Annotated in this window: 20 protein-coding genes and 2 tRNA genes; 8 read left to right on the top strand and 14 right to left on the bottom strand. The window is 53.0% G+C overall.

From position 1 onward, the window contains the following. Positions 1-188 precede the first annotated feature (188 nt). The gene (locus K355_RS0115100; RefSeq protein WP_022732994.1) at positions 189-842 is read left to right on the top strand and encodes a response regulator; all 654 of its coding nucleotides are present in this window, start codon (positions 189-191) and stop codon (positions 840-842) included. A gap of 102 nt (positions 843-944) precedes the next feature. On the opposite strand, the gene K355_RS0115095 is transcribed toward K355_RS0115100, so the two are convergent. From K355_RS0115095 to K355_RS0115060, 8 genes are all read right to left on the bottom strand, one after another. Further along, the gene (locus tag K355_RS0115095; RefSeq protein ID WP_028791642.1) at positions 945-2,909 is read right to left on the bottom strand and encodes a hybrid sensor histidine kinase/response regulator; all 1,965 of its coding nucleotides are present in this window, start codon (positions 2,907-2,909) and stop codon (positions 945-947) included. A gap of 84 nt (positions 2,910-2,993) precedes the next feature. Continuing rightward, positions 2,994-3,992 (bottom strand): acrylyl-CoA reductase (NADPH), encoded by a 999-nt coding sequence (gene acuI / locus K355_RS0115090; RefSeq protein ID WP_022732992.1) that lies wholly within the window; start codon positions 3,990-3,992, stop codon positions 2,994-2,996. Positions 3,993-4,087: 95 nt separating this feature from the next. Beyond that, positions 4,088-4,474: a YkvA family protein gene (locus tag K355_RS0115085; RefSeq protein ID WP_022732991.1), complete on the bottom strand. Its 387-nt coding sequence runs from the start codon at positions 4,472-4,474 to the stop codon at positions 4,088-4,090. A gap of 160 nt (positions 4,475-4,634) precedes the next feature. Continuing rightward, on the bottom strand, positions 4,635-6,395 hold the full coding sequence (gene asnB, locus K355_RS0115080; protein WP_022732990.1) for an asparagine synthase (glutamine-hydrolyzing): 1,761 nt from the start codon (positions 6,393-6,395) through the stop codon (positions 4,635-4,637). Further along, complete coding sequence (locus K355_RS0115075; protein ID WP_022732989.1) at positions 6,395-7,414, bottom strand: glycosyltransferase; 1,020 nt, start codon at positions 7,412-7,414, stop codon at positions 6,395-6,397. Before K355_RS0115075 ends, asnB begins: the two co-directional genes overlap by 1 nt. A 113-nt stretch (positions 7,415-7,527) precedes the next feature. After that, entirely contained in the window at positions 7,528-8,292 is a 765-nt protein-coding gene (locus K355_RS0115070) for a glycosyltransferase family 2 protein (RefSeq protein WP_022732988.1), read from the bottom strand. Continuing rightward, on the bottom strand, positions 8,289-9,227 hold the full coding sequence (locus tag K355_RS0115065; protein WP_245562955.1) for a glycosyltransferase family 9 protein: 939 nt from the start codon (positions 9,225-9,227) through the stop codon (positions 8,289-8,291). The genes K355_RS0115070 and K355_RS0115065 overlap by 4 nt, the downstream gene beginning before the upstream one ends. 33 nt (positions 9,228-9,260) lie before the next feature. Then, positions 9,261-10,301, bottom strand: a complete 1,041-nt coding sequence (locus K355_RS0115060) for a glycosyltransferase (protein WP_022732986.1) — start codon at positions 10,299-10,301, stop codon at positions 9,261-9,263. A 147-nt stretch (positions 10,302-10,448) separates the two neighbouring features. On the opposite strand from K355_RS0115060, the gene ygfZ reads away from it, so the two are divergent. Further along, positions 10,449-11,363: a CAF17-like 4Fe-4S cluster assembly/insertion protein YgfZ gene (gene ygfZ, locus K355_RS0115055; RefSeq protein ID WP_022732985.1), complete on the top strand. Its 915-nt coding sequence runs from the start codon at positions 10,449-10,451 to the stop codon at positions 11,361-11,363. Positions 11,364-11,436: 73 nt separating this feature from the next. Here ygfZ and ppdK read toward each other — a convergent pair whose 3' ends face one another. The 6 genes from ppdK to K355_RS0115020 form a co-directional block, all read right to left on the bottom strand. After that, the gene (ppdK, locus tag K355_RS0115050; RefSeq protein ID WP_022732984.1) at positions 11,437-14,109 is read right to left on the bottom strand and encodes a pyruvate, phosphate dikinase; all 2,673 of its coding nucleotides are present in this window, start codon (positions 14,107-14,109) and stop codon (positions 11,437-11,439) included. 77 nt (positions 14,110-14,186) lie between these two features. Next, the gene (glyS, locus tag K355_RS0115045) at positions 14,187-16,250 is read right to left on the bottom strand and encodes a glycine--tRNA ligase subunit beta (protein WP_022732983.1); all 2,064 of its coding nucleotides are present in this window, start codon (positions 16,248-16,250) and stop codon (positions 14,187-14,189) included. 3 nt (positions 16,251-16,253) lie between these two features. Continuing rightward, on the bottom strand, positions 16,254-17,144 hold the full coding sequence (locus K355_RS0115040) for a glycine--tRNA ligase subunit alpha (RefSeq protein ID WP_022732982.1): 891 nt from the start codon (positions 17,142-17,144) through the stop codon (positions 16,254-16,256). 262 nt (positions 17,145-17,406) lie between these two features. Continuing rightward, positions 17,407-17,625, bottom strand: a complete 219-nt coding sequence (locus K355_RS0115035) for a hypothetical protein (RefSeq protein ID WP_022732981.1) — start codon at positions 17,623-17,625, stop codon at positions 17,407-17,409. Between the two features lie 73 nt (positions 17,626-17,698). Further along, positions 17,699-18,484 carry a tRNA1(Val) (adenine(37)-N6)-methyltransferase gene (locus K355_RS0115030; RefSeq protein WP_022732980.1) on the bottom strand — a complete coding sequence of 262 codons (786 nt, stop codon included), beginning with the start codon at positions 18,482-18,484 and terminating at the stop codon, positions 17,699-17,701. Between the two features lie 97 nt (positions 18,485-18,581). Beyond that, positions 18,582-18,839 carry a putative signal transducing protein gene (locus tag K355_RS0115020; RefSeq protein WP_022732978.1) on the bottom strand — a complete coding sequence of 86 codons (258 nt, stop codon included), beginning with the start codon at positions 18,837-18,839 and terminating at the stop codon, positions 18,582-18,584. 282 nt (positions 18,840-19,121) lie between these two features. On the opposite strand from K355_RS0115020, the gene K355_RS0115015 reads away from it, so the two are divergent. The 6 genes from K355_RS0115015 (at position 19,122) to K355_RS0114990 (ending at position 24,321) form a co-directional block, all read left to right on the top strand. Next, positions 19,122-20,132 (top strand): polyprenyl synthetase family protein, encoded by a 1,011-nt coding sequence (locus tag K355_RS0115015; RefSeq protein WP_022732977.1) that lies wholly within the window; start codon positions 19,122-19,124, stop codon positions 20,130-20,132. Between the two features lie 111 nt (positions 20,133-20,243). Then, positions 20,244-20,320 (top strand) — tRNA-Pro (locus K355_RS0115010). 202 nt (positions 20,321-20,522) lie between these two features. Continuing rightward, positions 20,523-20,599 (top strand) — tRNA-Pro (locus K355_RS0115005). 554 nt (positions 20,600-21,153) lie between these two features. Beyond that, positions 21,154-22,215, top strand: a complete 1,062-nt coding sequence (locus K355_RS0115000) for a TRAP transporter substrate-binding protein (protein ID WP_022732976.1) — start codon at positions 21,154-21,156, stop codon at positions 22,213-22,215. Between the two features lie 109 nt (positions 22,216-22,324). Then, on the top strand, positions 22,325-22,909 hold the full coding sequence (locus K355_RS0114995; protein ID WP_022732975.1) for a TRAP transporter small permease subunit: 585 nt from the start codon (positions 22,325-22,327) through the stop codon (positions 22,907-22,909). Positions 22,910-22,929: 20 nt separating this feature from the next. Beyond that, positions 22,930-24,321, top strand: a complete 1,392-nt coding sequence (locus tag K355_RS0114990) for a TRAP transporter large permease (protein WP_022732974.1) — start codon at positions 22,930-22,932, stop codon at positions 24,319-24,321. Positions 24,322-24,368: the final 47 nt, after the last annotated feature.

The raw sequence follows: 24,368 nt of genomic DNA, 5'->3' as shown, positions 1-24,368 counted from the left end.
CAGAAAACCAGAAACTATCCTGCCGTTTGACAGGCCCCCCATTTTGTTGAATGCTGCGCGCGCGTCCGGGGGGGACGCTTGAACTAAACATTATAGATTTACGCGATTCCGTATCTTGGGTGCGGTCGCGTTTCTGACGCGGACGGACACATGTCCTAAGCTCGGACAAAAACGGGTACGGCACAAAAATGAACATCCTGCTAGCAGACGACCACGACCTCGTCAGAGACGGGATCACTTCCTTCCTTAAAACGGCGGCGCCGGAAGTTGAAATCTCTCAGGCGAAGGATTTTGCCGAGGCGCTTTCAGTTGTCGACGGGGAAACGCAAGTCGAGCTGACCATTCTTGATTTGAACATGCCGGGGATGAACGGCCTTTCGGGCTTAACCGTCATGCGTCAAAAGCACCCGGAAATTCCGGTTGTCATTCTGTCTGGATCAGTTAAGCGCAGTGACGTTTTGAACGCGCTCGAGCATGGTGCCTCTGGCTATCTGCCAAAAACATTGTCGGGAAAATCACTGATCAATGCATTGCGCTTGATCATGTCAGGTGAGAAATACATTCCATCAGCTTTGCTTGAAGATGACGGTACAAAAATGCGTCCTGGCGAGATTGATCTGGACGGCCTGTCACCTGACAATCCTTTGCGTCAGTTGACCAATCGCGAACGCGAAGTTCTTGCTCTGCTGACCAAAGGCCTGTCGAATAAGGAAATAGCCAAGCAACTTACAGTGCGTGAAATCACCGTCAAAGTCCACCTGACGGGTATTTTCAAAAAGCTTGGTGCCGCCAATCGTACTCAGGCAGTCAAAATTGCGATGCAGCTCGGTTGGGAAGCCTGACCTGAGCGCAACGCAAACGACGACACTCATAACAAAGCCCGGCAATTTTGCCGGGCTTTGTTGTTATATACTTCGCCATCTTCTTTACGCCCCAACGGTTTTCTATTCACAGTAAACTTCAGCAAGCTCATCGAGAGTGCCAAGAAGCTCTTGAAGATCAAGGGGTTTTGGCATCACCATGACAGGTGCATCTGCACCGTCATCATCGTCAACCGGTCGCTCAGCATCGCCGGGGTGTCCGGTCATGACAATGACCGGCATGGCAGGGTTTCGGGCACGCAACGCTTTGACAAGGCTGTTGCCATCCATATGCGGCATGCGAATATCGGTAATCAGAATGGTCGGCTGCATAACCCCGGCAATCGCCAATGCATCCTCACCGTTCGTTGCGGCTGAAACCGAATATCCTTGTGCTTCCAGATAAGCAGCAATGATTTCCATTGCATCAATTTCGTCATCAACGACCAGTACCCGTACAGCTTGACGCCCGGCACGATCAACGCAGTCAGCATGTATTCGTGCACTTTTTACCACCGCTTCGTCACCGTCCGCTTCGAGTTCCTTACCGATTTGGGCGACCGGTAGAGTCACCTCGAAACAGGCCCCATCCCCTTCGTTACGCACATCAATCTTGCCCCCCATCGCCTCGACGATGCCATAGCTGACCGACAACCCAAGCCCTGTTCCCTTACCAACGTCTTTGGTGGTGAAAAATGGATGGAACAGCAGATCAATGGCCGCCTCTGGCACACCACCACCATTGTCATTCACCGCGAGTTTCAGGAACTTTTCGTCTTGATCAATCATCGCACTGACACGGATTAATCCGCCAATGCTGTTGGCGTCATCGCCATTCTCATTGATCGCATCACGCGCATTGGTCAGCATATTGACCAAAACCTGTTCGAGCTGTACCTGACGGCCATTCACCCGACACATCTGGGCAGGTGGCACCACATCAATCATGATGCCCGACAGGCGGCAATCATGCTCAATCATGTCCACCGCACGCCCCACGGCCTTCATGGGATCAAACGGAGCAAAGTCATCATCATCAGGACGACTATATATCTGCAGGTGCTTGATGATTTCAGACATGCGTTCAGTTTGACCGCTGATCAAAGACAGGCGTTCTCGTTGAAAGGCCGGTTTTACAGCATCAAGATCATATTGAAGCGCACAGGTATCGGCCGCCATGCGAATAACATTCAGCGGCTGGTTCATTTCATGGGCCACTGATGCCGCCATTTCACCCAGTGTCGCAAGTTTTGATGTCTGGACCAACTGGCGTTCGACTTTGCGTTTTTCCGTCACGTCTTCGGCCAACATCAACATTGCCGGTGCGCCTTCGTGGGTAAAGGCGATTGCCGACACTTCCAGTTCAACTGTTTCACCATCCGGGCGGTTGCACATGATGACAAAATCTGCCCGACCGCTGTAACCGTTGCGATAGCGTTCTATATATTCTGACAGGATTTCACGGCTGGATGGATTAACCATTTCCATAAAGCTGCGACCAACAAGTTCTGTCGTATCCTCAGCCCCCAGGATCGTGAGCCCTTGCTGATTGATATAAGTAATCTCCTCACCGCTCAGGATTGAGATGAGCTCAGGGGCAAGTTCGACCAGCTTGCGATAACGTTCTTCACTTTCCTTGAGTGCCCGTTCGGCCCGCGAACGTTCAATGGCATACCGGATGGAACGTCGAATTGTCCGACCGTCTGGAAATTCCTTGGTCAGATAGTCTTCCGCACCGTGTTGCAGGGCTTCAAACGCCAGTTCTTCGTCCTTGTGACCGGTTAAAACAACCACCGGGGCGCTATTGGCACAGCTGCGCACGCGACGAATTGTCTCGACACCCGATGAGTCTGGTAAGGTCAGATCAAGCAAGACAACATCGAACCGTGCCCCCGGCCCATCGCCATTTAAAATAGTCAGGGCCGAGGTAAGGTCACTGCAATGTTCAATGTCAAACGGATCCCCGGTTTCATCCAGAAGCGTCCTAACAAGGAACGCGTCCCCCGGGTTATCTTCGACCAAAAGAATTCGAAACCGTTGATCAGCCATCGCAGCAATTTCCACGTTTAAAATCATTTTTCCGTCAAAGCCTGAACATCGGAAAGTATCTGATTTTGCATGGTTCCAAGGCTTCTAGCAATCCTGCACGTCAATCAGCAAACGACCTTTGATCTGACCTTTCAAAATTTTCTCACCCCATGGCACAACATCACGAAGCGCAACCTTCGTCGTTGCGGCATTTAGCTGATCGATAGGAAGCTCTTTCGCAAGCCGTTCCCAAGCCCGAATTCGGGTTGCATAGGGACACATTACCGAATCAATGCCGATCAACCGCACCCCGCGCAACAGGAACGGGATCACAGTTCCCGGTAAGTCGGCTCCTCCTGCGAGACCACAGGCTGCGACAACACCGTGATACTTCATTTCTGAAAGAACATGAGCAAGGGTTGTACTGCCAACACTATCAATCGCCCCGATCCAGCGTTCGGCCAAAAGAGGCTTACTGGTATCGGTCAACTCATTGCGATCAATAATTGTCGTCGCCCCCAATTCACGGAGGTAGGCGTGGGTTTCGGTGCGCCCGGTTGAGGCCGCCACCCGATACCCCAAGGCCGACAAAATCGATACTGCAACCGAGCCAACCCCGCCAGCGGCACCTGTTACAAGAACTTCGCCATCCTGTTTTGGACTGATGCCCTGTTCTTCCAGTGCCATAACCGCAAGCATTGACGTAAACCCGGCCGTCCCGATGGACATCGCCTGTGCCGCATCGAGTCCTTCTGGTAGCGGGACAAGCCAGTCGGCCTTTACCCGCGCCATTTGACCATATCCGCCCCAATGGGCCTCACCAACGCGCCAACCGGTCAGGACAACCTGATCACCGGGCTTGTACCGTGCATCACTTGACGAGACGACTTCACCGGAAAAATCGACCCCGGGCACATGCGGATAGGTGCGCACCAATCGGCCAAGGCCATTTAAAATCATGCCATCCTTGTAATTTAAGGTCGACCATTTGACCCGAACCAAGACATCACCATCCGGCAGGTCATCAGTTGTCAAATTACGGAATTCGGCTGTGACTTTCTTGTCGTTCTGATCCAAAACAAGTGCGCGAAATGCATCGCCCATGGAACGTCTCCCGATCATGATGTGTTTGGATCAAGAGTATTCGTGCGCAAAGCCAGCTGTCAAATGCGCCCTTGGTCGGATCAGTAAACATTGCGTCATTGCGACAGAACTGGAGAAACAGGCGCAAGCTCAAGCTCATCCTCTCCGCTGCCCAACAAGATCACAAGCACGACGGCCATCAAAAGAACAACCATATATAAAATGGTTCGACGTGATGTGTTTTGACCGGCATCAGCTTCAGGCACGACATCATGCTGGACCGGTGCGGGTAAGCTGCGATAGGAAAGCCACCCCAAAAGCGGCACAATCACAAGATCATCAAGCCACCCAACGCCAACAATAACATCGGGCAACAGATCAACTGGACTGATCAAATAGACAAGTCCTGCCAGCAAAATAAGTTTGGATTTCAGAGGTACATCGCCGCGCATCAATGTCCGCAGCAGATTGGGAACGATCATCCATGCTGATGTTTTCGCCATGAAAAGCCTTCTGTCCTAATCGATCAATCTCAGCTCCACGCGCATGATCGTGTCATGCCCTTGATCACGTGTCACTTATTTACAGCGGGCCATACATCGGCATCAAATTTGACCAGCATCACCGATATTTGCATTCGAAATTCACAAGATATCAAACTGGCTACGAAGCGAGTGTATCAAAAACATCACCTGCCGGTGCCTGACCAAGAACATTGGTCTGATGCCACAAGGCGTAAAACAACAGATGCCAGCATGCTGCATTTTCTTTCTTGCCGGGCGTGGTGAACAGCTTTTCCACCCGAACCGGATCGGCAATTTCAAGAACACCGGCCTGATTGGCAACCAGCGGGCCAAGGCGCTTACCCTGCCCGGCAATCCATTCCCCAACCGGCACGGTAAATCCGCGTTTTTTGGCAAAGGGTTGCGCCATAGGAAGACACCGCTCCAGCCAGCTGCGCAACAGGAATTTACCCACACCTTTACGCACCTTAAGCCGGTCTGGCAGATGATATGCAAAGTCCGCCACCATTGGATCAAGGAACGGTGTCCGCCCCTCAAGGCCGTGTGCCATCAGCATGCGATCAAGCTTGATCAACAAATCATTTGGCAACCAGTCCGAACAGTCCACTGCCTGTGCCACCGCAAGACGCGAACGTTTTCCACGGTTTTCGCGGCTTTCTGATGCCGCGATGCCATCGCGCCAGCCTTCAAGAACTTTGGGGTGCAGAACATCGATCTTATCAAAGGTGCCCTTTGAGCGCATGACCCGCCCGCCCAGTAATAAAGGCCGCATAACCGAACGATATCGGCCATACCCGCCAAACAGCTCATCGCCGCCTTCGCCGGACAGAACGACCTTGAAATCCCGCGCGGCCTCGGCTGCAAGCTTGTAGGTCGGCAAAATAGCATAGTCAGCCACCGGATCGTCCATCTTGGCAGCAACTTCGGGCAAAAGCGTCCAGAAATCGCGTTCGGAAAACATGACCTCAACGTGATTGGCGTTGCAGGCCTTGGCAACCTCGCGGGCCAATTCGCGTTCATCATGGACGCTCGATGCCTCAAATGCGGCGGTATAGGCCGTCACCGGACGTTCGTTCAAACGATGCATCATGCCCAAAAGAGATGCACTATCCACCCCACCTGACAGGAACATCGCATAATCAACGTCAGAACGTTGATGAAGTCGCACAGACTCTTCAAACACCCGGTCCCATTGGGTCAAGGCGCCATCAAGACGCGCCCCAACAACACCCTTGTCCCCCAGAACCTGGCGGCGGCGGCGCTCAACCACACGGCCGTTTTTCAGAACAAGGGTCTCACCTGACAACAGGCGTTTGACACCATCAAGGATCATATCACTGCCGGTCGTGAATTGGACCTGAAGCAACTCCGCACGGGCATCTTCGCGCACAGTCCTGCCAACCAGTCCCGCCGCAACCAACGCCTGCGCCTCGGACGCAAAGGCAAAGAATTCCGGCGTTTCAACGTAATACAGCTGCTTGATGCCAAATGGATCACGACACAGTACGACCTGATTTTCCATCGCATCATGAAGGGCAAAGGCATACATACCGCGCAGTTGATCAAACCCGTCTATGCCATCACGGGCATAGATGCGAAGGGCAGTTTCACTGTCTGAACGGGTCTTAAAGTCTGCTTCGCACAGGTTCTGACGCAACTCAACATAATTATAAATCTCGCCATTGGCGATAAGTGCGCTGCCATTTTCATGGAAAAGTGGTTGATCGCCAGTATCAAGATCAATGATCGCCAGCCGGGTCTGGATAAAGCCAACCGGACCTTTTACATATCGGCCATCGCCATCCGGACCACGATGCCCCAGCGCATTGCGCAGGCGATCCAGAATTTCGGGATCAATGGTTTGCTTGTCTTTGGCAATAAATCCGGCAATTCCGCACATTAAAGCGCAACCTCGTCAAAGAAAGCTTTGTATTTTGCGACGACAACGTCTTCGGTGAAGTTCGCCTCAAAGGCAGTACGACCGTTGCTTGACAATGTGTCTGAAAGCACTCTGTCGTCAAGAACGGCGCGCAAATCTGAAGCCAAAGCAGATACATCTTCGAGTTCCGACAGCAAACCACTTTCACCCGGCGTGATCAATTGAACCGGCCCCTGGCTTGCCTGTGCGACAACCGCTTTGCCATGTGCCCACGCCTCAATCACCATGTTGCCCAGCGGTTCATGTCGTGACGATGCGCAAAACACGTCGCAGGTCGCAAAAAGATTGGCAACATCGCGCCGCCAGCCAAGCAGTCGCACGCGATCTGCAACACCGCATTCAGCGGCAAGTTTCAGAAGATCGTCTTTTAAATCACCCGCCCCTGCAATCCAAAGATAGGCACTTGGTACTTCAGCCATCGCACGGATCAGGGTATCAAACCCCTTGTTGTCATGCAGCCGCCCCAGACCAAGGATTAGCGGCGCATCATCGGGGGTATTAAATTCGGCCCGACTGATTGCTGTACCGGGTTTTGCATCAACAAAATTCGGCAGATAATGAGTGCGATCAACGGGCCATCCTTCGCCAATAAGATAATCGCAGATATTGCGCGTATTGCCGATCAGGTGATCACAATCTCGGAAATTTTTGAGTTTGTAATATCCGCCAAGCCGCGCAACTTTCACAAAGTCACCTGATGGCGTCATGCGGCTGGCACGGTTCATCCAGCTCAGGACAATGCGCGGCTTGTGACGTTTGAGCTGTTTACGCAAATTCCATGGCGTTCGTACATCCAACCGCCCACCAAAGGGCAATTCGTCAAACGAAACGCCATTGGCAGCAAGCACCGCGTTGCGACCTTCGTTCGGACGCACGACACAATGCTGCTCAATCCCGACACGTTGAAACCCACAAGCCAGACGCACAAAGAATTCCTCTGCCCCGCCAAACGGACTTCCAGCCATGGTTTGCAGCAACATGCTCACGGGATGAGCCCTCTCAAATACTCAAATAGCAGTGCATTTTCTGATATCGAGGGCATTCCCTGACTATATTCGCCTACACTATTTGACACAAAACACACGCCCACCGTTCAGGAGTCCTCGTATCTGGCCTTAAGATAGGAAAGGATTGGGAACAGCGCACCAAACAACGCGATCAGAAAGCCCATTCCACCTTCCTTGTATCCCTTGCGCGCGACAAAACAGCGATAGAAGCGTGAAAAAATACGCCGGAAGTTGTTTGCAAACGTGCCGATGTTACCACTTTCGCGCAAATCGGCAGCCCGAGCTGTCGAATAGCTATCCAGTCGACAGATCATGTCAGAGATATTGCGGTCAACAAAATGAAGAAGAGCGCCATTAAGCTTGGGTCCCTTGCGTCCCTGCATATCAAACGAAGGATGCACCCGTTGTGATCCCCAGTTCTTATGACCTTTTCGGAACAGCCTCCAAACCGCAGATGTCCCGAATGAAGCCCCCCAACCATATCTGACAAGCCGCTTTCCGACATAATTGTCTACAGGGACCACATAAAGATCAAACGCGTCAGACCGCACAGCCGAGCGAATGGAAATCGCGAGCTCTTCGCTGACGTGTTCATCTGCATCAAGTTCGAAAATCCAGTCGCCTGTGGCTTCTTCAATTGCGCGATTGCGCCGTGCACCTTCTATGTCCCAGCTGCCAACAACGGTTTTCGCACCATATTTCTGAGCAACTTCTTCTGTCTGGTCAGTACATTTGTCGCACACGACAATGATCTCATCCGCAAATGACACCTTTTCCAGACAGGACGGCAGTCGCTCCTGCTCATTATGGGCGCACATGACAACCGAAATACGCGGCTTTGCCTCTGTCATTTGTCTTTTTCCTCTGCCCGAAAGTCAGAAACCAATTCTGTAGCTGCTGTCACAACTTTTTCGACCGGCAAACTTTCCATGAGGTTTTCTTTGGAAAACCAGCTTGTTCGATTAGCAATAATTTTATCGTAGGACCAGTCTGTCCGAACAGCCCGTCCCCATTTAGCAAAAGGGCTATAATGCTCATCGCGCGATGGCCCAAAAAGACCGAGCGTCGGTCGACCCGATGCAGCAGCCATGTGCATCAACCCAGAATCGTTACCAAGATAAAGATCCGCTTTTCTCAGGCATGCCATGACCGTCAACAGATGCTCGTTGCCAAAGATTTCTGTTCGCTTGTCTTCTGGTAGTGACTGGATAACCTGCTCAGCCGAACTGCGTTCATTAGGAGCCCCCACCAACAAAACATGTGCGTTTTCAAGGACCGCTCCCTTCTCGGTCAGCTTATTGATCGTCTCTGCAAACCGCTCCGCGTGCCAAGTTTTACCAATCCAGTTCGCTGATGGCCCAACCACCAGAAGTGGCGCGCCATCATTAGGGATAAGTTGAGCAGCCCTATCCTCATCTTCTTTTCTGGTCCATACTTTTGGCATTGGTGGTGGGTTGAGACCGATTAGATCACCAAGTTGAACGACACGATGAAGACCATCATCATTCCCCTTAAGCACAACCCGCTTCCAACCCGGCAAAACATACGCCGTCGCACTGCCGCGTAGATCAACGATCACGTCCCACCAGGTCAACGCAACCGATTTCCAGAGTTTCCACCAGTGCCCGCCGCGTTTTTGCTTGGGCATCTCGATAATGCGTTCAAGATTGGGGACGGCTTCGAAAATTGGCGCGGCCACCGGGCCACAAGCAACGGTAACCTTTATGCCCGGGTAGGTTTCGACATAATGGCGTAAGACCGATGTCGAAAGAACAGCATCGCCCAAACGGTTTGACGTGATAAACAGCAAGCGCACAGCTTAAATTTTCTCCAGCTCACCGGCGACATGAATCCATTCGCGGCGGTCATTGCGTGCGGCTTCGGACTGAGTAGAAAAGAACGACCGGTCGGTCAGAAGCTGCCAAGTGATATTACCATAGGCCGCCTCATCGGGAACGATATACCCGGTTTTGCCATCTTCAACGCGGGTTTTGGCAATCCCGCCATAAGACACAACCGGGGTCGCCGCACCAAGTGCATCGACAATCCACTGACCGGCATAGTCCGTGCCATATTTTCCGTGATGCAAAAACGCTCGCGCATTGGCCACCGTTTCGGCCATATCGCCTTCGGGTTTTGGATGTAACACCCGAACCCCCTTGTCAATCGCCGAACGCACCAAATCAACTATGTCGTCAGAGACCTGATCGTTTTCACCGGCCATCGCCATGAAAAGATCATAGGCATAGATTTCCAAAATTGCCTTGGGCGCCTTGGGCGCAACGTAGGCTTCCCAAATACGCACAATTTGGGCAATCCCGGTGGTGGTATTGGCAACCGTAACCGCCACTTCTTCGCGCGATTCAAACGCCCAGTGCATGTTTGATGCCATGGTAAAGGCCGTGACGGCACCCGGCTTGACCACAATCGGCTTTTTCACCAGATCGGCTTCAAACCCTTTTTTCTGGGCATCATCTGTAAAGACGATCTGCACTTCCTTGTCATGCAGAACCAGACGCAGATCATCGGCATTCAATTTTGCCGGGTCACCATCAAACCAAAGGATCGTTTTTGCATCCACCGGAATCGACGCATGGCTTAACAATGCCGGATCGCGCCAGACAATTACCGTGTCGACCGCATCGCCACCAAAGGGCGGCAATTCGGCATCAAGTTGTCGCCATGCAACACCGTGCATATCCTTATCGATGCCACCATTTCGGCGCGCTTCGACCTTATGACCACGGGCAACAAGGGCCTCGGCGAGCGCAATAAAGGCGCGCTGCGTGGTCCCGAGCGGGCGGGCTTCACGATCTTTGGGATCAAAGCCGATGGAATGATCAAGCATCAAGATTTTCATGACTTTGGTTCTATCTGCTCGGCGGCGTTTTATGAAGGGTTTTCTTACATCACACTCTGGCTTTCGTTCACGAGACAGGGCTTGCGAATTATGTGCAATTGCCCCACATTTCGGCCAAACCATTCCGACTAACCGGAGCCCATACATATGACCGAGACTTTTTACGCCCTTCTGCCGGACCGGGCCGTGATCCGGGTCAGCGGTCCTGACCGCGTCAGTTTTCTGCAAGGGCTGGTATCAAACAATATCGAATCCATCAGTGCTGAGAAATCCGGCTATGGTGCCTTACTGTCCCCGCAGGGGAAGTTCCTTTTTGATTTCTTTGTCTATCAACAGGACGAAGACAGCCTTTTGATCGAATGCGAACGCGGCGAAGACGGCGCACGTGCCGCAGATCTTTTCAAAAAACTGCGCATGTATAAACTCCGTGCCAAGGCCGAACTCACCGATATCACCGACAGCTATGACGTAGTGGCCGTCTTTGGCAAGGATGCGTTGCCGTCGTTATCACTGCCCGACACACCGGGCAGCACGGCTGGCTTTGCCAACGGGATCAAGGCCGTTGATCCGCGTCTGACCGCAATGGGTGCGCGCGTATTACTCCCGAAAAATGGCTTGGCTGAAATGGCGGCAATCGGTGCCATCGAAAGCGACGTGGAATCTTTCCATCAATTGCGCGTATCACTTGGCGTGCCCAATGGCAGCGAAGAACTTGAAATCGACAAAGCCATTCTGCTTGAAAACGGGTTTGAAGAGCTAAATGGCGTCGATTTCAAAAAGGGCTGCTTTATGGGACAGGAACTGACCGCACGGACCAAATATCGTGGTCTGGTGCGCAAACGTTTGCTGCCCATCACAATCACCGGCACCGCTCCGTCGGCGGGTACCGCCATCATGAATGGCGACAAGGAAGCAGGCATCATCCGCTCCGTCCATGGCGATGGCGGGCTTGCCCTGATCCGTCTGGAACGTATTTCGGAGGGGGATGAACTTCTGGCCGATGGCGCAAAAATTACCGTCAATATCCCCGATTGGGTGTCGCTGCCGGAAAGTGCTGCGTAACGCAGCGTAAAGCGCCCGCTCAAACAAAGACAAAAACACCGGCGGCAAGGTCATCTTGCCGCCGGTGTTTTATTTAGGGCTTCTTGCGACCAAGGGCAGCCTGTGCGGCGGCCAAACGCGCAATTGGCACGCGATACGGTGAGCAAGATACGTAATCTAGTCCCTGTGCTTCGCAGAACGCGATGGAGGACGGATCCCCACCATGTTCACCACAAATGCCAAGCTTGATGTCGGGGCGCGTTGCACGCCCGCGGTCAGCCGCAATGCTGACCAATTCACCAACCCCTTCCTGATCCAGTGACACAAACGGGTCACCGGCAAAGATTTCCTTGGAAATATAGGTATCCAGAAAACGCGACGCATCATCGCGCGACAGCCCAAAGGTGGTCTGGGTCAGATCGTTGGTGCCAAAGCTGAAAAACTCGGCTTCTTCGGCAATTTCACCGGCTTTGAGTGCTGCACGCGGTAATTCGATCATTGTGCCTACAAGGAAGGTCAGCTTAGCCGATTTTTTGGCCTCGACCTCGGCTGCAACCTTGATGATCGCGGCTTTAAGGATTTCGAGTTCCTTTTTGCCGACAATCAGCGGGATCATGATTTCTGGGATAACCGGATCGCCACCATCCTTTGAAACCTCAATCGCGGCTTCAAAGATCGCACGCACCTGCATTTCATAGATTTCAGGATAGCTAATACCCAAACGGCACCCACGATGGCCCAGCATCGGGTTGGCCTCCGTCAGGTCAAGCAACCGGCGGCGCACAATCGCCTCGGACACGCCTGCGGCATTGGCAACCTCGGCAATTTCAGCGTCGCCATGGGGCAGGAATTCATGCAATGGCGGATCAAGCAACCGGATGGTTACCGGCAGGCCCTTCATGATGCGGAACAGATCGATAAAGTCCTGACGCTGATAGGGCAGCAATTTATCAAGGGCGGTGCGGCGCCCCTGTTCGGTTTCAGCCAAGATCATTTCGCGCATGGAAATGATCCGTGCCGGGTCAAAGAACATATGTTCTGTCCGGCAAAGACCAATACCCTCGGCGCCAAAACCACGTGCGGTTTGCGCGTCATCAGGGGTTTCGGCATTGGTGCGGACCTTAAGCCGGCGCACACCATCAGCCCATTCCATCAGCTTGGAAAAATCACCCGAAAGATCGGGCTTAAGCGTTGCGACCTCGCCCAGCATAATTTCGCCGGTTGCCCCGTCAAGGGTAATAACATCCCCTTCCTTAAGGTTCACACCACCCGCAATCATGGTTTTATTGGCATAATCGATCTTGATCTGACCGGCACCACAGACACAGGGGGTCCCCATGCCACGTGCCACCACGGCCGCGTGGCTTGTCATCCCGCCACGGGATGTCAGGATACCCTCGGCGGCATGCATGCCCGCAATGTCTTCCGGACTGGTTTCGATCCGCACCAGAATGACTTTCTGGCCCTTGTTATGCGCCCAATCTTCAGCAATTTCAGATGAAAACACGACCTGCCCGGAAGCCGCCCCCGGGGACGCCGGAAGGCCCATGCCAATTACTTTACGTGTGGCTTCCGGATCAAGGGTCGGGTGCAAAAGCTGATCAAGTTGGGCGGGATCAACACGGCGCAGGGCGTCTTCCTTGCTGATCACGCCATCACGGCACATTTCAACGGCGATGCGCAGGGCCGCCTTTGCGGTGCGTTTACCGGCACGGGTTTGCAGCATGTAAAGCTTGCCCGTCTCAACGGTAAACTCCATGTCCTGCATATCGCGGTAATGGGATTCGAGTTTGTCGCGAATATCACAAAGTTCGGCAAAGACCGTCGGCAGGGCTTCTTCCATCGACGTCAGGTCCGAACCGGATTCTTCGCGTTCGATTTTGGTCAGCGGTGCCGGTGTCCGAATGCCCGCAACCACGTCTTCGCCTTGTGCGTTGATCAGATACTCGCCGTAGAAACGATCTTCGCCGGTCGATGGATTGCGCGAGAAACACACACCTGTCGCACAATCATCACCCATGTTGCCAAACACCATGGCCTGCACGTTAACGGCCGTGCCCCAGCTTGCCGGGATACTGTGCAAACGACGGTATGTATTGGCACGCGCATTCATCCAACTGCCAAACACCGCACCAATCGCGCCCCAAAGCTGTTCACGAGGGTCTTGCGGGAACGGCTGACCAAGCTCGCTATCGACCTTTTTCTTGAAATCGCGGACGACCTCGGCCCAATCATCGGCACTCATTTCGGTATCAAGGGAATAGCCCTTGTCTTCCTTATGGATCTCAAGGATTTCTTCGAAATGGTAATGCTCAACGCCGAGCACCACATCGCCATACATCTGGATAAAGCGGCGGTAACTGTCATAGGCAAAACGACGATCACCTGACACTGATGCCAAGGCTTCGACTGTCTGATCATTCAGACCAAGGTTCAAAACCGTATCCATCATGCCGGGCATGGATGCCCGCGCACCGGAACGAACAGATACCAAAAGGGGATCATTTGCGTCGCCAAACTTGCGCCCGACCAGTTTTTCAACTGCCGCCAGCGCCGTTTCGACTTCGGCATTCAGACCATCCGGGTAAGCACGGTCATTGTCATAAAACGCCGTGCAGACTTCGGTTGTAATGGTAAAGCCAGGCGGGACCGGAAGCCCAAGATTACTCATCTCGGCAAGGTTTGCGCCCTTGCCACCCAGAAGTTCACGCATATCCGATCGGCCTTCGGCGTTACCGCCACCGAAACCGTAGACCCATTTGGTCATCTTGCCTTTTCCTCATCTGGTCAAGGCCCTTTGGCGGGCCTCCCCAGGATGGGGAAAGCCCCGTAACCCCGACCTATTTATGTTTCGATCTTTGAGAAGTCTGCAATGTCATGCAAGGCCGTCCGAATTTGCGCCAGCAGCTTAAGCCGGTTGGCACGTTCGTCGGCCTTGTCACTATTTACCGTGACCTGTTCAAAGAATGCATCGACCGGTTCACGCAACCGCGCAAATTCGGTCATTGCCGCGGCATAATCCTCGTCGCGCAAAAGCGGCAAGGCAGCATGCCGGACATCGATGAGCGCCTGATACAGCTTGCGTTCTTCATCCACGCTCAGAAGATCCGCGGAAACATCCGCGTCATAGGACGTATCGTCCTTTTTCTCTTCGATGCGCAGGATGTTGGACGCACGCTTGTAGCCAGCCATAAGGTTGACGCCGCTTTCGCCCGATACAAAACCGGAAAGCGCCTCAACACGGGCCAGCAGGCGGACAAGATCGTCCTCGCCATCAAGCGCAAACACGGCGGACACCAAATCATGGCGGACACCCTGTTCACGCAGATGGACTTTCAAACGGTCGGCAAAGAAGGCCAAAAGGTCATCCACTGCCGCGTCACGACGAATAGCAGTTGGGTACTGGGAAACGGCAAAGGCGAACACACGCCGAAGCGGCAAACGCAAACCATTTTCCAAAACCAGACGAATGACACCCAATGCAGCACGACGAAGCGCAAACGGATCTTTTGACCCGGTCGGTTTTTCGTTGACCGTAAAGAACCCGGCAAGGGTATCAAGCTTCTCAGCCAAGGCAAAAGCAACTGAAACAGGTGCCGTCGGACACATATCCGATGGCCCCGCCGGGGCATAATGCTCGGCAATGGCATTGGCAACTTCCGGGGCTTCGCCGTCATTCTCGGCGTAATATTTGCCCATCAGTCCCTGAAGTTCGGTGAATTCAAACACCATCTGCGACACCAGATCGGCCTTGCCGATTTCCGCCGCACGGTCGGCCAGTTTGACATCGCAATTGGGAATATCCGCCGACAATTCGCGTGCCAACCCACGCAAACGCAAAACGCGCTCGGAAAGCGATCCCAGCTTAGCGTGGAAGACGATGCTGTCGAGTTTCGGCAGACGCGATTGCAGCGTCACTTTCCGATCCTGATCCCAGAAGAATTTGGCATCATGCAGGCGTGCGCGTAAAACGCGTTCGTTCCCGGCAATGATTTTGGCATTGTTGTCGACCGTTACCATGTTGGAAATGGTGATGAAGCGTGCAGCAAGTTTGCCGTTTTTATCTTCGACAACAAAATACTTCTGATGTTCACGCATCGAGGTTTCAAGAACCTCACGCGGGATATCCATAAACAGGTCATCGACCTTGCCCATCACCGGCACCGGCCATTCAACCAGCCCACAGACTTCTTCCAGAAGACCATTATCTTCCAGCAGTTCAAACCCGGCATCGGCGGCAAGCTTTTTGGCACCGTCAAGGATCACCTGCTTACGCTCTTCACGGTCAAGCATGACCATGGCCGCACGCAGTTTTTCCTTGTACTCGGTCGCATTGGCAACGCTAAAGGTTGCCGGGGCAAGGAACCGGTGGCCGCGGGTGGTATCCCCGGCGGTAACGGGGCCGTATGATGCCGGGATCACCTTGCCATCAAACAGGCACAGAATGCTGTCGAGCTGACGCACCCAGCGGACTTTCTGATCGGCCCAGCGCATCGATTTTGGCCATGGCAGTTTGGCCATGGCATCTTCGACGATGTCCTTGATGACCTCAGCACTGGCACGGCCTTTCTGTTCGACAAACGCAAACAGGAAGGTACCCTTGGGCATTTCACGTTTTTCGCACTGATCAAGGGTCACACCGTTCCCGGTCAGGAAACCGTTGATCGCCTTTTCAGGCGCATCAGCGCGTGGACCACGGCGTTCTTCGCGAAGATCCGGCTGTTTTTCCGGCAAACCATCAATGATCAGGGTCAAGCGGCGCGGGGTGACCAGCGTTTCGACAGTCTCAAACGCAAGATCGGCGGCTTTAAGGCCATCGGTGACCAGCTTTGAAAGGTCAGCGGTCGCACGGGCCTGCATACGGGCCGGGATTTCTTCGGAAAACAGTTCAAGCAGCAATTCGGCCATAACTTATGCCTCCTCTTTCAGATGGCCGCGTGATCGCAGCCACGCCTCACAGCAGGATTTCGACATGTCGCGAACACGGCCGATATAGGCCGCACGTTCGGTCACAGAAATCACACCGCGCGCATCAAGAAGGTTAAAGATATGGCTGGCTTTCATTGCCTGCTCATAGGCTGGCAATGCCAGACCACGTTCGATATTAACGCCACATTCGGCCTGTGCGTCCTTGAAGTGCTGGAACAACATATCGGTGTTCGCGACTTCAAAGTTATAGGTCGATTGTTCGATTTCATTTTGCAGGAACACGTCGCCATAGCTGACACCCTGACCATTGTAATCAAGGTCATAGACGTTCTCGACACCCTGAATATACATCGCCAGACGTTCCAGACCATAGGTCAGCTCGACCGGGACCGGGTTGCATTCAAACCCACCGACCTGTTGGAAATAGGTGAATTGGGTGACTTCCATGCCATCAAGCCAGACTTCCCAGCCAAGGCCCCATGCACCAAGGGTCGGGCTTTCCCAGTCATCCTCGACAAAGCGGATGTCATGGGCCATCGGGTCAATGCCCAGATGCTTGAGCGAGCCAAGATACAATTCCTGCGAATTGCCCGGCGACGGCTTCATGATCACCTGAAACTGGTAATAGTGCTGCAAGCGGTTCGGGTTTTCCCCATACCGACCATCGGTTGGACGACGCGATGGCTGCACATAGGCCGCGTTCCAGCTTTCCGGTCCAAGCGCGCGCAAGGTTGTCGCGGTGTGGAAGGTACCGGCACCGACTTCCAAGTCATAAGGCTGAAGGATGACACATCCCTTATCGGCCCAATAGCTTTGCAGTCGAAGAATGATTTCCTGGAATGAAGGGGGACGTTGCGACCCGTCGAGCGCCATTGCGCAAACTCACTATTACTGTTGCCTATAAATTAGAGCGGCAAGCTACCGCCCTGCCCCCTCGCGGTCAAGAAGGCAAAAGCCCTGAGATGCACTGAATTTGCACCCCTTGCATCACCGCCGAACACAAAATGCCGCATTGCAACATCATAGATCAACGATCTGATGCGGATTTTCAAATGAAATCTGCCCGCTTTGGCACAAAGTCGAACACAGGCCGTTGGGGTTCTGTCGCTTCCGCTGGACAATTCGAATCATAGCCCTAGCAGCGATGGGCATTGCCTTCGGCGTGGTAAACGCCGCATTCGGGGCATTTTTCCATTTCCTGCGCCACTGTCTTTGGCTGGCTTTTCTTCTTATGGCGGGTCTGCTTTGGCTGTTCGTTTTCTGAAACCTGCTTGAAACGGTTAAACAGCTTAAAGCCCTGCCAGACGACGACAATGACCAGAGCGGTAAAAATGATTTTCGAAAAGCTGAGCATATCCGTTCCCAAAGCGCATTTATTCCTGCGCCACAGCGCAACCAAGCGGTTCTTATATTAAACTCTCATCGATTTAGAAACCGGGCAATGGCAAAGGATTGCGCAAAATTTGTTCCGCGTGCGGTAAAAAGGCCCCTGCGGCGTCATGCAAAACAAGTCCGCGACGCAGGGTAAGCGGCGATGCCACCCCTTTGCGGGCTGAAACAATCACGCGCAGTGGTGCCTCGGAATTATCTTTGCTCCAGATCGGGTAAACCGTCACATCCCCGGCTTTACCATGCAATAAACCGATGATGCGATCCAAATGATCTGCACGATGGACCAATGTAATCCGACCTTTTGGACGCAGCATTTTCAAACAGAACCCGATCCAGTCTTTGAGACTGGTATGACCTTCCTGATGGGCAGTTGCCCGGCTTTCATTGGTCGGGCGCGTGCCACTAGGATAGTAGGGCGGGTTTGAAATTACCTGATCAAAACCGTGGGCCTGTAAAGACAATCTTGGATCATTGATATCGCCATGAACCGGGGTCACGCGCCCAACCAGGTCATTTTCAACCACGTTGCGACAATAAAGCGCATAGAGGTCATCTTGCAGTTCAATACCGGTCACAACCGCATCTTCAAGTCGATGTGCGACACACAACCCAGCGGAGCCAACCGCCGCCCCGACATCAAGAATTTTTTGATCGCGTCTGGAATTAATCGCGACCGCAGCCGCCAGAAACACCGCATCCACCGCCACCCGATAGCCATCGACCGGTTGTTTAAGCGTTACCGACCCACCCAGAAGAAAATCATGACTGATCCGGTCTTCGGGAAAGTCAGGCACATCACATGTCGCACCTGCGTTTGTCATCAATCGCCTTTATTTGCGCCACCAGTGTCACGCACCTCATCCTGCCCAGCAATATGGGTTTTGGTGAAATCCCGAGACCCAGCATCACTTGCCTGCATCACTTGGACGTCAGTTCGTCCTTTTTATCTTGTTCTGCGTTATGCGCATCAAGCTCGCGTCTGGCAATATCAAGAATGTATTTCGCGCGACTTTCCTGTTCGCCGTCAACCATCAAACGCCGTTGCAGCGCCCCGATGGACCCTTCGATGATGCTGGCGTGATAGTCAAAGATGTGGCTCGAAATTCCTTCATCCGCCAACACCGATTGCGCCCAGCTCAGCTCAATCGGATCGTTGCTGCGAAACAGTTCGATCATATGGCGGTTCCCCTTAAATAGTTTGCTCGTTGTGTCACCTTGACCGGATCGTTTCAGATCCAGTGTTGAAATTATACGTACATTAATGTGGGGAGCCTGTGCAGCCGTTTTCAGAAAATGCCCTTAATCCCGCAATTTATCTAGGATTGCACACTGTGCACCACAGCATTTGTCCCCTTGACCGGTATGCCCTTGGCTATCTATGTTGAGGCCGCCTGATGTTATTTGCAATCTTCGCTAAATGCAGGCCGCGAAGATGCCATTGGAAAGTCGGAATACAGCGTGACCAATACCGCACCGCAGACAAAGCCTCAGCCGAGCCTTGATTCACTGGTTAACCTTGTTGACGCCGATATGAAGCGCGTCAATCAGGTCATCATCGACAATATGCACAGCGAAGTCGCCCTGATCCCGCAACTGGCATCACATCTGGTTGCGGCCGGTGGCAAACGCATGCGTCCGATGCTAACACTGGCATCGGCCCGGCTTTGCGGTTACGGCGATGGTCCCGATGCGGTTGACCTTGCCGCCTGTGTTGAGTTTATCCACACTGCAACCCTTCTGCATGATGATGTGGTTGACGAAAGTCAGCTGCGCCGCGGACAGGCCTCAGCCAATGCCCTTTTTGGCAACGAAGCAAGCGTTCTGGTTGGCGATTTCCTGTTTGCGCGTGCCTTTGTCGTGATGGTTAAAACAGGGTCGCTGCGCGTTCTTGATATTCTGGCACAGGCATCAGCCGTCATTGCCGAAGGGGAAGTCTTACAGCTTGCGACTGCCAATGACATGGGTACAAGCGAAGAGGCCTATCTTGAAGTCATCACGGCCAAAACTGCCGCCTTGTTTGGCGCAGCATCGCAAATCGGTGCGGTCATTGCCAAACGGTCGGCCGAGGATGAAGAAGCCCTTCGGCTTTATGGCATCTATCTCGGGACTGCATTCCAGCTGATTGACGATGTTCTCGATTATTCGGCCCATCAGGCCACGCTTGGCAAAACCGTCGGCGATGATTTCCGTGACGGTAAGGTCACACTTCCGGTAATCATTTCTTATGCCAAAGGCGACGACACCGAAAAAGCATTCTGGCGTCGCTGCATGGAAGATCAGAATTTTGAAGACGGCGACCTTGACCGTGCGCAGACGCTGATCCGCAAACATGATGCACTTACGGCATCAATGGATCGGGCCCGCGACTATGGTCAGATGGCAATTGATACGCTAACGCGCTTTGACGATGGTCCGATCAAGGATTCGATGATCGAAGCGGTCGAGTTCTGTATTTCCCGCCCCTACTGATACCACCTATCGACAAGCACCCCATATTGCTTGGCGGTGTTGGGCAACGATGTCACAAAAATATCTTGCGTCACCTGCCAGAAACCATTATCACCCGGCTTCGCAGAATGACGGAGCGTAGCTCAGCCTGGTAGAGCACTGTCTTCGGGAGGCAGGGGTCGGAGGTTCGAATCCTCTCGCTCCGACCATTATTCAAAGGCCCTGAAACGGTGATCCGTTTCGGGGCCTTTTGCGTTCAAAGCAATTGGTCAAATCAGAACCCCGGATCGATCTTGACTTATCCTTGGGCAACTCGGTGCTGAACGCCTCCAATCACGCAAATATTTCCCTGAAAACAGCCCGATTATGCTTGATCCGCGCGGAAAGAAGGGCTAAACCTCCCGCCACTGACGGAGCGTAGCTCAGCCTGGTAGAGCACTGTCTTCGGGAGGCAGGGGTCGGAGGTTCGAATCCTCTCGCTCCGACCATCAGTCGGGCGGTCTTTTTTTTAAAAGACCGCCCGTTTTCATTTCAGGCCTCTGATGCCCGGGCAACGTCGCACTCCCACATCTCCAAAAATCAGGGACCACAGCAGCCCGAATGATGTTGCAGCTGCAAAACCAGATGTCCGCGCACAGCCCCTGAAAACCTTCATCACACGATAAATCAAAACACCCCACACCATACATTCAGCGCTCGATCCCATACAAAAGGCGAATCGTCGCAGAGCAATTTTGCTAAGCGACGAATATAACGTGTCTTTTAAGGATAGGGCCGCACCAAAGCCTAAACGTCTGTAAAAATACGCATTCCCGTGCGCAAATCCTGCTTTTGAAGCTGGATGCAAGTTATTTTTCACGCATCCGCGAAGATATTTTCTTGCGCAAAGAGCGAAACAAACTTGCCCATACTTGCGAATTACGCTTATGCTCGGCCTCGCAACATGAAAATCGGCGGAAACCCGCAGCAATAATAATAGCAAAACGCGGTTGTCCGCCTCACGTGGTATTACCAATTTCGGACTTCTTAGGGAGGAAGACGGATGAGCTTTTCTAAACTGCTTAAGTCGGCAACTTGTGTCGCAGTTCTCGCAACGGCAGCATTTTCTGCGGCCCCATCTGATGCAAATGCTCAGGAACGCGTTCGCTGGAAAATGGGGTCAACCTATCCTGGCAGCCTGACCCAGCTCGGGACGTTGGGCAAGCGCGTCGATGAAAAAATCGATGCCGTTTCCGGTGGCAACATCAACATTAAATTCTATGAGCCGGGCGCACTTGTGCCTGCACTCGAAGTTTTTGATGCTGTTTCAACCGGCTCGATTGATGCGGCCTTCTCAACCCCGGGATATTGGGCTGGTAAAGTCCCTGCCCTTCAGCTGTTCGGTGCTGTTCCGTTCGGCCCGCAGGCAGGTGAATATCTGGCATGGGTTAAGTTTGGCGGCGGTCAGGAAATCTTTGACAAGCTGTATGCCGAACATGGCATCAAGTCGCTGTTCTGTGGCCTGATCGCACCGGAAGCTTCTGGCTGGTTCTCCAAGGAAATCAACTCGGTTGATGACCTTAAGGGCCTGAAGATGCGCTTCTTTGGCCTCGGCGCAAAAGTCATGGAAAAACTCGGTGTATCGACCCAGCTTCTTTCGGCCGGCGACATCTATCCGGCACTTGAGCTGGGTACGATTGATGCGACCGAATTCTCCATGCCAGCGATCGATCTGAAACTTGGCTTCCATCAGGTAGCCAAATACTACTACTTCCCGGGCTGGCATCAGCAGTCGACCTTCTTTGATCTGATGATGAACAAAGAAAAATGGGATGCACTTTCCGACACCCAGCAGGCACAGATCGAAACAGTCTGTAACGACAACCTTGCTTATGGTTTCGCAGAAGGCGAAGCGATCCAGTTCGCAGCCCTGAAAGAACTTCAGGAAAAAGGCGTGAACATCAAAAAATGGTCGCCGGAAATGCTCGATGCGATGCGTGGTGCATGGGAAGAAGTGGCTGGCGAACTTTCGAGTGAAGATGCCGCATTCAAGGATGCCTATGAAAGCCTGCAGTCCTTCCGTGCAGATTACAAAATCTGGAAAGACATCGGGTATCTCGATTAATCCAAACGGTCTGAAAGGCTGCTTACGCAGTCTATAAAAACAAGTCACGGCAAGGCCGGGTCCGCGTGCCCCGGCCTTGACCGCGAAAGAGAAGACCCGGGAGTCTCCTATGGAAGCGCTACTAAAAATTAGTGACTGCATTGACGCCGTCGTTTCCCGTATCGGGAAGTGGGCATCCTTGCTGGCGATCCCGCTGATGCTGACGATCATTTATGATGTGATCCAGCGTAAATTTGGCGGTCAAGGATCGATCAAATTGCAGGAACTCGAATGGCACCTGCACACCGGCCTGTTCATGCTGTGTTTTGGTTTTGGTTATATTCGCGACTCTCATGTCCGTATCGAACTGATCCGTGACAATTTGCGTCCGCGCACCCGCGCCATTGTTGAAATGATCGGCGGCCTTATCTGTGTCCTGCCGTTCTGTGCCTTGGTGCTTTATTTCGGTTTTGATTTTGTCGCCCGCTCCTTTGAAAACCACGAGGTTTCGGCGTCGACAACCGGCTTGACACATCGCTGGATCATCAAATCGACAATCCCCATCGGCTTTGGGCTTCTCGCGATGGCGGGGCTTTCGATATTTATGAAATGCTTCGTCTTTGTCTTTGGACCGACCAACCTGCATAAACGTGCGGGCTATTATGTCGGGACCCACCACGCAGACCTTGGCGACGTCGCCAAGCTCAAAGACTAAGCCGGACAGGGATAACCCAAATGGATAACTTTTATATCGAAGACTGGTTTCCGCTGTTCATGTTTGCCTGTATCGGCATCTTTGTGTTCACGGGTCTTCCGGTTGCATTCGTCATTTCAGGCATAGGGATTGCCTTTGGCTTCCTCGGTATGGCCTATGACGTTTTCTCCTTTATTGAATTCTTCAACATCGTTTCGCGCATCTGGGGTGGCATCGCCGAAAATATGGTGATGGTTGCCGTTCCCATGTTCATTTTCATGGGTACGATGCTTGAAAAAAGTGGCGTCGCCGAAGATCTGCTTGAATGCCTGAACATGCTGCTGCGCAAGGTTCCGGGTGGCTTGGCACTTTCGGTCACTCTGATGGGCACCATTATGGCCGCAACCACGGGCATTATCGGCGCATCTGTTGTGATGATGACGCTTCTGGCCTTGCCGGTCATGTTGCGCCGCAATTATGACCCGTCGCTTGCGACCGGGACAATTGCCGCCTCTGGTACCCTTGGCATCCTGATACCGCCGTCCATCATGCTGGTTCTGATGTCAGACCTTCTGTCGATTTCGGTCGGCAATCTGTTCCTGGCATCGATCATTCCCGGCCTGCTTCTGGCAAGTTTGTACACTGTTTACATCTTTATCCGCTGTCAGATAAACCCGTCACTGGCCCCGCCGCTTCCAGAAGGCGAAGCCGTCCACGGCAAAGACCTTGTGATGATGATGCTGCGAAGCTTCCTCCCGCCGGTCTTCCTGATTGTTCTGGTACTTGGGTCAATCTTTGCAGGCTTCGCGACCCCGACCGAGGCCGCTGGTGTGGGCGCAGTTGGCGCGACGTTCCTTGCATTGGTTAAAGGACGGCTTAAATGGCCGGTCCTTAAGGATGTCTGCGAACGTTCGGCTCTGACCGGGGCAATGCTGTTCTTCCTGTTTGCTGGTGCTACCGTATTCTCATACGTGTTCCGTTCGCTTGGTGGCGATGATCTTGTCATTGATCTGGTTGAACAGGCCGGCTTGGGATCATGGGGCATCTTGCTGTTGCTGATGCTGATCGTGTTTATCCTTGGCTTCTTCTTTGACTGGGTTGAGATTACGCTGATTGTTCTGCCGATCTTTGCACCTGTGATCGCACAGCTTGATTTCGGTCATCATCTTGATGTTGGTGGACTGGGCGCAACCGAGACGCAGGTTCTGACCTGGTTTGCGGTCCTTGTGGCGGTAAACTTGCAAACAAGTTTCTTAACCCCGCCGTTCGGGTTCGCCCTGTTTTATCTTAAGGGCGTTGCACCAAAATCGATCTCCATTCAGCAGATATACAAAGGCATCATTCCCTTTGTTCTGTTGCAGGTTATCGGCTTGATCCTGGTGATGGCGTTCCCTGAAATTGCCTTGTGGATGCCAAATACCCTGCTTGAGTAGGCTTCTGGTACAACCACTGACTTTCCCAAAAGGCGCCGTTTAAGAAC

The organism is Thalassospira lucentensis MCCC 1A00383 = DSM 14000, assembly GCF_000421265.1.
GTDB classification, from domain to species: Bacteria; Pseudomonadota; Alphaproteobacteria; order Rhodospirillales; family Thalassospiraceae; genus Thalassospira; species Thalassospira lucentensis.
This window is presented reverse-complemented; position numbering and strand designations above follow the sequence as displayed.